Here is a 7,929-nt window from a genome sequence, read left to right as displayed (position 1 = left end):
AAACATTTACCGTACCGGAAACAGTGGAGCCGTCTGCCGGCGCATCAATATCAGTTAGAGGTTGTGTATTGGAGTTTGGGATGATATTGGAGATTGTTACTGTTTTGGTGGTTGTATTTCCTGCTGCGTCAGTTGCCGTGAAAGTGTAGCTTCCGTTTTGTGTAAACGTATGGGTGGATGTCGCCACCTTACTGTCAGCAAACGTACCCTCGTCTGTTGTGGCGGTCACTGAAATCTCTTGGCTGGTCGGGTCGGTGGAATATGCCCCAATTGTAATGACCGGTGCGGTTTTATCGATATTGGTGATCGTCACAGTCTGGTTGGTCGTGTGACCTAACGCATCAGTCGCTGTAAAGGTAAAACTTCCATTCTGTGTGAATGTGTGTGTTGTGGCGTTGAGTGTCGCGTCCGCATCGGTGGAGGCGGTCACTGTGATATCCTGGTTGGTTGGAGTTGTGCTGTTGTATTGTCCGAGTGTGATTGTCGGGGGCGTTTTGTCAATATTGGTGATATTTACAGTCTGAGATGCTAATTCACCCACCGCGTTGGTAGCTGTGAATGTATAGCTGCCGTTTGTGGAAAATGTATGCGACGCCGTGGTGGTGCCGTCCGCAAAGGTGCCGTTTTCAACGGTAGCCGTCACGGTGACGTCTTGATCGGTCGGGGAATCTGAATATTTGCCAATGGTAATAGCTGGGTCAGGTGTGCCATTTTTTACAGTCTGCGAACCCTGCAGACCTTCCACATAGATTGTCTGGCCGTCAGTACCGAAGGAATAGACTGCCGGGTCGGTCTCGGTGCCCGCAAGAATGCTGGCAGATGTAGTACCCTGCGGTTTGAAACTGGTGTTCCAAATAGAAGGATTGGTTTGAGAACCCGTGTAATTGTTGTATTCGTTAACTTTTATCGTGGTGTTGTCGCTGCTTTGAGTCATCACCATGGCACCATTGGATGTGGGGATGACACCATCGATTGTGTCGCTTGTGGTAGGGAAGTTGACAATCCGGGCGGAACTTGTATCCAGAGCATTGTCGATGGAAACAGCGGTGCTGTATTTCGCGATCTGATTTGTGCCTTCGTATTGTACAACCGCCCGTTCCGCAAAACCAAAGCTGCCGGAGCCGTTCATACCGAGAAAACTATCCACACTGGAAATCAAAGGAACAGAAGCCGTGGTAGCTGACATGAATCCAGCTATACCCGTGCCGTCAATCAAACGTGCGCCTGATCCGGTATTGTTTTCATTGTAAACATATATGCCGTAATTCGTTTGATTTCCAGCAGCCATCTGTAAAATGCCAAATTTTCCATCGACTGTGGCACGAACACCATAGACCATATAATAAGCTGCATCATTTTGATGATCGTTTACAATCACATTGGTGCATTTTCCGGTTTGATCATAGAAATACAAATTATCAAATTGATAATGCCCATTGACCGTAGGAGGTGCTTTTACCCAGACGAGGCTGGCGCCGTCTGGCAAAACGGCAAACCCGCTGATCTTTTGAGAACTGAAGTCCAGTACGGTTCCGGTGGCATCGGTGAGGTCAAACCCATAGCTTGAATCCACCGGATAAACATTGCCGGTTCCCGTCTGGTCAGCATAACGCACCATTTTTACTTTACTGCCGTCTTTTTGCAGGAGATAATCATAGCTGCCCGCGTGCGTGACACCTGAGAACGCAAAATTGGTGTTGGTAAAGGTTCCGGCTGTCTGCCATTGGGTGGTAGAATTGGTTGGAGTGGTGTTGGTTGGCAGCGCGATATCCGAGCCGGGGTAGGGTGGAATCACCGGTGCGGACAATGTTCCGGGTTGGTAAACGGCCACATAGGGGTTAGAACTTGCATCTCGGTAGAACTCTGAGATGGTCAGTTCCCCCGTGCTGTCGGACAGGATATAAGCCGGGCCGATGTGCGCACTCGTGTCGACCGTGCCGGTCAGCGTAATTTGGGTATTGACCGCATCCGTCCCATAAGGGAACTCGGCGAATCCGGCCTGATTCGGAGTATTTTCATAATATCCCAGCAGCAAACCCTTACCGTCATCGGCGGGGCGTGCACCGAGAATAGTAGCATAATCGCTGAACGAATATGCTGTGTCTTCTGCACTGTTTCGTGACAGGTCATTCTTCAAAGCATAGACTGTTCCGCTATTTGCGCCGAGGTAATAAAACAAGCAGAATGCCCCATTGGGCATAGCTCCAATATGGTACGATGCACTCGACGGCAAATCAGGAGCCACATTTGCGCTACTGTATTGCAACGTCCCCGATGAGTCAAATGTATACACTGGATAGTCGTATGCATTTGTTGTGGTGTCTGTGGCCGTGGAACGAAGCAGAAATGCAAAACCACTGCCGGTTGCCACCATGTTCATTACGCGATATTGGGACATATCCAGCGAGGTGAGCGCCGCCACAGTCCATTGCTCTTTTTCTACACCGGTCGTGATGTTGAACTCATAAACATTTTTGCTGGAGTCGTAATAATACAAATTCCCCGAGGCATCAACACCGTATCCGGCGACGGAAGAAACGGTCATATTGCCGCCGCTGCTGCTGGTAAGCGTGGTATCGCTCAATTGTGCATATTGTGTGCCTGTGCCCTTGCTATAGCGTATCAAGTCAGCGGTCTGGGTTGATGTATTGACACTGAACACATACATGTCGTTGTTGTAAAACAGAGTGTTTTTGTAGTAATAACTGGGTGGAAGGGAAGTGCTAGCTATGGTGTTCACACCGGTGCTGTCTGCCAATGCAGGCAAAGAGAAGCTGGCCAGTGCGACCACCGCCGCCACGATGGCAGAAAGCACTTTGACCGGCCGCTTGTGAATCGTTGTTTGCAAATGAATCATCCTTTCATTTCCCACATCGAATAGTATATATCTTGTATGTAAACCGGCGGGACGCCGGAATGAAGTTGGAACTGCCAATGCAGCAAATTTCACTTTTAACTATTGCGCATAATCTGGTGCAGTTCATCAGGCGTAAGAGAATGGTGAAAAAATGTGCTGTAAAATTTCGTGAGCGTATTAGAAAAATCACCCATGCTATGATCGCTCGGATGATACACGGCTGCCAGCCAGAGGGGCTCCAGCACACTTTCCGGTGCACCGCTCAGCCATGTATGTACGCCATGTAAGCCGGATGGTTGAAGATTCAGCTTAATTTCTCCTGCAATCTGTATTATAACATTTCCATAACACGCTCGCGCTGGAATTCTTACGGTATATTGATTGTCTGTTGTATGATTACTCGTAACAATAATTTGATTGCAGAACATCTCAAAGTCATAATTATTTGCTACAGTATCGCCCACCGGCCCTGGCTTAGTAAATGATCTGGAATTAATCATTTTCACAGAACTTTTAAAATACTGATTGTACAGTCCATCAAGGCCAATTGGAGGGAAAAACGTCGTTGTCCCTATATCTAAAGCAGGATTACGCACATTTGGAATTATGGAATCCATTTCGGCATTAAACTGCGCATATGTTAAGCCTGGATCTGTTTGTTCTGTTGGTGGATGTAATACAAAACCATCCACATATCCAGAATCATGTCGCTTCGTAAAGTCGGCTGCATCCGTTGATGGTGGAACGTAATAATCTCCATATTGGTTGTGTAGTGAACCGCTGCCGCCATTTACATTGTTTTTATAAAAGTCCTCAAAATTTGTGGCAACGGCATCGGCAGACTTGCCGTTCACACTGCATTTATCTTTAAGCATCTGCCCTATATAGTAGGTATTATGCAGAATCGTAACAAAAGGACTGTCACTGAACACCGCGTCTGTCAACGGGCTACCGGTGGTGTCTTCCATAACCAGCACCTTGATCTGCGCCTGATTTAAAATGGTTTCTGCTGCCTGCCCGCTGCCAGAAAAGGTTGCCGAGTCTGCCACGACAGCCTGCGGACGCGATTTTGCCGGCATGTTGGCCAATGCATCGGCTTGGTCCGTTGTCATTGCCTGTCCGTTTGCCGGCATAGACCCCGGTATGCCGGAAACAGCGGGAAACACCGATGTATAAAGACTGTTTGAGAGGTTATCCTCAGAAGTAGCAACCAGTGTACCACCCATCATCAACACCATGTCCGCATACATTCCCCCTGCCGCGACCGTTGTCACGCCAGTTGGCGTATCAATGGTTTGACCATCATAGGGGTTGTTGAGCGGTGCTGTTCCGACAGCAGAAAATGTGCCTGAAGAGCCGGAAGATGATGAAGACGAAGATGAAGACGAAGACAAAGATGAAGAACTGCTTGATTCCGTACTGGATGAGGGGGTGCTGACTACAGCCGCATCGGTGCCGCTGCCTGTTCCGTTGCCGTGTCCAGCAAGACCGGAGGCGGCGTCCGCGTTGCCGATGCCTGCACCGCTCTGGCCCAAACCGGAGCCCGTACCACCCTGCCCGCCGGTCTGGCCGTTGCCCAATGTATTCCGAGGTGTCCCCAAAGTGTTCTGCGCCGTTGATTTCGCGTTGGGTATCACCACGCGTACCGCCGGACTTGGTTTGCAGGACGTAAGCAGGAACATTGTCGCTGCAAGTGAAACCAACAACATGCGGCGAATCATTTTTGCGATTATAGCCTTGCTTTTATAATGCCGAAACATGCGTATCCTCCTTTGACGTTTCCTCTTCCATCAGTGGTATGCAGGCGCACACATGCCGCATACCCACCGGGATTTCCGTCACCTTTACATCCACGCCGTAGGCACTGCGCAGATTTTCTTCGGTAACCACGTCCCTTGCTTCACCAAACAGAAACGGTTTTCCCCGCTGGAGCAGTACCACCTTGCTGCGGCATTGAAAGGCATGGTCGGGAAAATGAGTGGTCATGATAATGCCAAGCCCCTGCTCAGCCAGACGCTTTATCTGGCGCAGCACCCGAATCTGGTTGCCGAAGTCGAGATTTGCCGTTGGCTCGTCCATTACCAGAAAAGCAGGCTGTTGTGCCAACGCACGGGCAATGAGTGCCATCTGCTTTTCACCACCGGATATTTCGGTATAGATCTGGTTTTTGAGATAATCGATTTGGAGCGTTTCCATAATTTGGCCTGCAATCTGTCTGTCTTTTTTGCTGGGAGACGAAAACAGACCCATATGTGCGATGCGCCCCATTGTGACCACTTCCTCCACTGTGTAGGGGAACGGCGCGCCCTGCGCCTGTGGCACATATCCGAACTGCTTGGCCAATTTTTTGAGCGGCAATTTAGCAATATCCTGACCATCGAGTGAAATTTTTCCGTCCAATCGTTTCATAAAGCCCAGCATGGTCTTGAACAGTGTTGTTTTGCCTACACCGTTGGGTCCCAACAGGCAGCAGATTTCACCCGAATGGACGGAAAACGATATATTTTTCTGTATGACCTTTTCACCATATCCACAGGATACGGTCTGTAAATCCAGTGTCATTCGACTGCCCCCCGATTTTTAGCCAAAAGATATAAAAATAGCGGTGTGCCTACAAAAGCAACTACCGTGCCGACTGGAATATGTAAAAATTGTGAGACGATATTGGATGCCAGCACCAGGATAGCACCCGCAAGCATACTCATAGGCAATACCCTGCGCACATCGGCTCCCACCAAAAGGCGGGAAATATGGGGCACCACCAACCCTACCCAGCCAATAATGCCGCAGGCCGTTATTATGGTCGCTTCTAAGAATGTGCTGGTCAATAAAATAAGCAGCGACAACACCCTCGTATTGATTCCCAGCGCTTGCGCCTGCTCTTTTCCAAAGGCCAAAACGTTGATACGGCTGCGCAGTAACCAGAGCGGAACAATGCCCACCGCCAACGCCGGCAGTAACGTTTGGGGTGCCGTACCAATGTTGCCAAGTGAAAACGCGCCATTTACCAATGACATTTGTGACCCCTGCATTTTTGCCAGCACACTCAAGTAGATGGCGTTGAACAGTGCCGATAGGACAATGCCGGTGAGCAGCAGTGTATCTGCGCTTAAGCGGCCACGGCTCATCGCAGCGCTGATGGCGATTACCAGCCCGACGGATGCAAAACCGCAAATGAAAGCGCCAAACACCGCTGCAGCTGTGATAATCGTCAAACTGCCGGATAGGTATACGAAAATTGCCAGTCCTGTCCCGCAGGCATTTGTGACCCCCAGAACAGAAGGAGATGCTACCGGATTGCGAAAAACAGCCTGAAATCCTACCCCAGGCACAGCAAGTGCAATTCCCGTGAACATAGCGAATACGGCGGTCTGCAACTGGCTGAAACTGTCCGGTGCAGATTGGGATTGATGGGATTGTGCAAGCGAAGAATCGGGGTGAAAAACGATTTGCGCTTTCCAATACAAATAGGAAGACAATTCTCCCAAAGAACGGGGCAAAGGGTTTATCCGTGTACCCAAAACGTTGATACACAGTGAAAATAACAACAGCGCTGCCAGCAGAACCAGACCGATACATACAACCATTCGCAGGGGGGGCCGCCCTTTTACCCGCTCACCGCCCATTCTGCGCGTGTTCAATACAGTCGGCGTGGATTTGGCGATTTCATTCACATCCATGCGCTCCCTCCTTTTTTCTTTGACCAAACAAGGAAAACGAAAAAGAGAATCACACTTGCCACGGTGATTGAGGTCATGGGACCGAAAAAGCGGATGACAGGTAGGTGGAAAGATGCGACCTGTTCCACTACTGCCACCAAAAGACTACCCAAGACCATGGAAACGGGCATCAGTTTTTTGTTGTCCGGCCCCACAAGCATACGCGCAACAAATGGCGCGACCATGCCAACCCAGGAGACTGGCCCCACGGTGGAAACCACCGATATGACCAGGAAAGTGGCGCATACGATCACGCTCATGCGGACAAGGCCGGTTTGGATTCCCAGGCCCTTGGCCTCTTCTTCTCCGAATGTCATGGCATCCAGCCGAGATCCCAGTAAAAACAGAATGGGTGTAAAAACAGCGCCCATAATGGCAATCGTCAGTGGGGCGTTGTTGCCCAGATTGCCATACATCAGGACGCTAAGTTGCGTGATGCGGTTATCGGTGTCGTCTGTCGGCAGCAGATCGGCTTTAATATAGGATAAGATGGATGTGCAGACTGCCGAGATTGCCATTCCAGTCAACATCAGTGTAGTGGTGGAACGAAATTGCCGGTTAATGTAAGTGGAAATTAATACCACCAGCAATACCACCGCCAATCCGCTGAAGAGCATTACAACCTGCATCATGCCTAATGGAAATTGTAACGGACCAATCTGCAGCCCGTGGCTCTGTATAGTATTACCGGCCGCATTCAGTGTCGCTATGATATAGATGCCGCCGCCCAGGCTGCCGCCGGCCGTTACTCCAAGAACGTCAGGGGAAGCCAAAGGGTTTTTAAAGAGAGACTGAAAACTTGATCCGGCCAGAGCAAGTACCGCCCCAATTGAAAATACTGAGGCTGTCCCTTTCAAAAATGCTAACTGCCACACCCGTTCTGAGTGAATCTGTGCCATTGTGGTCAGCACATGGTTATCCACATGGAATGGAAAAATTGGCCGAGCAGAAAACAACCGTATAAAATACGGAATGCGGGACCCCAATATTCCGAAAAAAAGTTGAAACACAATCAGTGCCACGATCACCCAAAACACGATCCAGCGTTTTCCGCTTAAGATATACCGCGTGGTTGCCCTGGCTTCTTGTTTCTTTGGTTTTACAAAATGTGTTCGTCTGGGCTTGATTGGGGTTCTTTTTGCAGTTGCTGTCTCGTCTAACGTTACAAAAATGATTTCATCTTGTTCTGCGGCAGGTTCTGACTCCTCGTTTGTATCTGATTTCATCTTATGGCATTCCCATCTATTATGAATTACAATTCCGCAATTGCATGGTGAAGCGAGTTGGAGTACGTGCATAAGATTCGTCCGCCGGGCAAATCATTCTAAAACATATCATTCTGTTATATTATTC

6 protein-coding genes are annotated in these 7,929 nt (G+C 49.3%); 1 reads left to right on the top strand and 5 read right to left on the bottom strand.

All coding sequences use genetic code 11. The features are described 5' to 3' along the window. Both ABF463_RS09485 and ABF463_RS09480 read right to left on the bottom strand, forming a co-directional pair. Positions 1-2,848, bottom strand: a 2,848-nt coding sequence (locus ABF463_RS09485) for a hypothetical protein (RefSeq protein WP_415533376.1), incomplete at its 3' end; no start/stop codon positions are given. 104 nt (positions 2,849-2,952) lie between these two features. Next, positions 2,953-4,107 carry a hypothetical protein gene (locus tag ABF463_RS09480; protein WP_415533375.1) on the bottom strand — a complete coding sequence of 385 codons (1,155 nt, stop codon included), beginning with the start codon at positions 4,105-4,107 and terminating at the stop codon, positions 2,953-2,955. Between the two features lie 94 nt (positions 4,108-4,201). Between ABF463_RS09480 and ABF463_RS09475 the strand changes: the two genes are divergently transcribed. Next, entirely contained in the window at positions 4,202-4,606 is a 405-nt protein-coding gene (locus ABF463_RS09475; RefSeq protein WP_415533374.1) for a hypothetical protein, read from the top strand. Here the strand turns inward: ABF463_RS09475 and ABF463_RS09470 are convergent. From ABF463_RS09470 to ABF463_RS09460, 3 genes are read right to left on the bottom strand one after another with little or no spacing between them, the layout of a single operon-like run. After that, a complete protein-coding gene (locus ABF463_RS09470) occupies positions 4,601-5,419 on the bottom strand; it encodes an ABC transporter ATP-binding protein (RefSeq protein WP_415533373.1) in 819 nt (272 codons plus the stop codon). The two genes, ABF463_RS09475 and ABF463_RS09470, sit on opposite strands and share 6 nt — an antisense overlap. Then, complete coding sequence (locus ABF463_RS09465; RefSeq protein WP_415533372.1) at positions 5,416-6,537, bottom strand: FecCD family ABC transporter permease; 1,122 nt, start codon at positions 6,535-6,537, stop codon at positions 5,416-5,418. Before ABF463_RS09465 ends, ABF463_RS09470 begins: the two co-directional genes overlap by 4 nt. Beyond that, positions 6,528-7,802 (bottom strand): FecCD family ABC transporter permease, encoded by a 1,275-nt coding sequence (locus ABF463_RS09460; protein WP_415533371.1) that lies wholly within the window; start codon positions 7,800-7,802, stop codon positions 6,528-6,530. Before ABF463_RS09460 ends, ABF463_RS09465 begins: the two co-directional genes overlap by 10 nt. Between the last annotated feature and the right edge of the window lie 127 nt (positions 7,803-7,929).

This window comes from Ethanoligenens sp., assembly GCF_047718355.1.
Classification (GTDB): Bacteria; Bacillota; Clostridia; order Oscillospirales; family Ethanoligenentaceae; genus Ethanoligenens.
The sequence above is the reverse complement of the archived record's forward strand: the minus strand, read 5'-3'. Positions and strand labels throughout refer to the sequence as shown.

Coding starts and splice junctions, on each gene's coding strand:
- ABF463_RS09480 (WP_415533375.1), bottom strand. CDS start 4,107: ATGTATGCGGACATGGTGTTGATGATGGGTGGTACACTGGTTGCTACT.
- ABF463_RS09460 (WP_415533371.1), bottom strand. CDS start 7,802: ATGAAATCAGATACAAACGAGGAGTCAGAACCTGCCGCAGAACAAGAT.
- ABF463_RS09465 (WP_415533372.1), bottom strand. CDS start 6,537: ATGGATGTGAATGAAATCGCCAAATCCACGCCGACTGTATTGAACACG.
- ABF463_RS09470 (WP_415533373.1), bottom strand. CDS start 5,419: ATGACACTGGATTTACAGACCGTATCCTGTGGATATGGTGAAAAGGTC.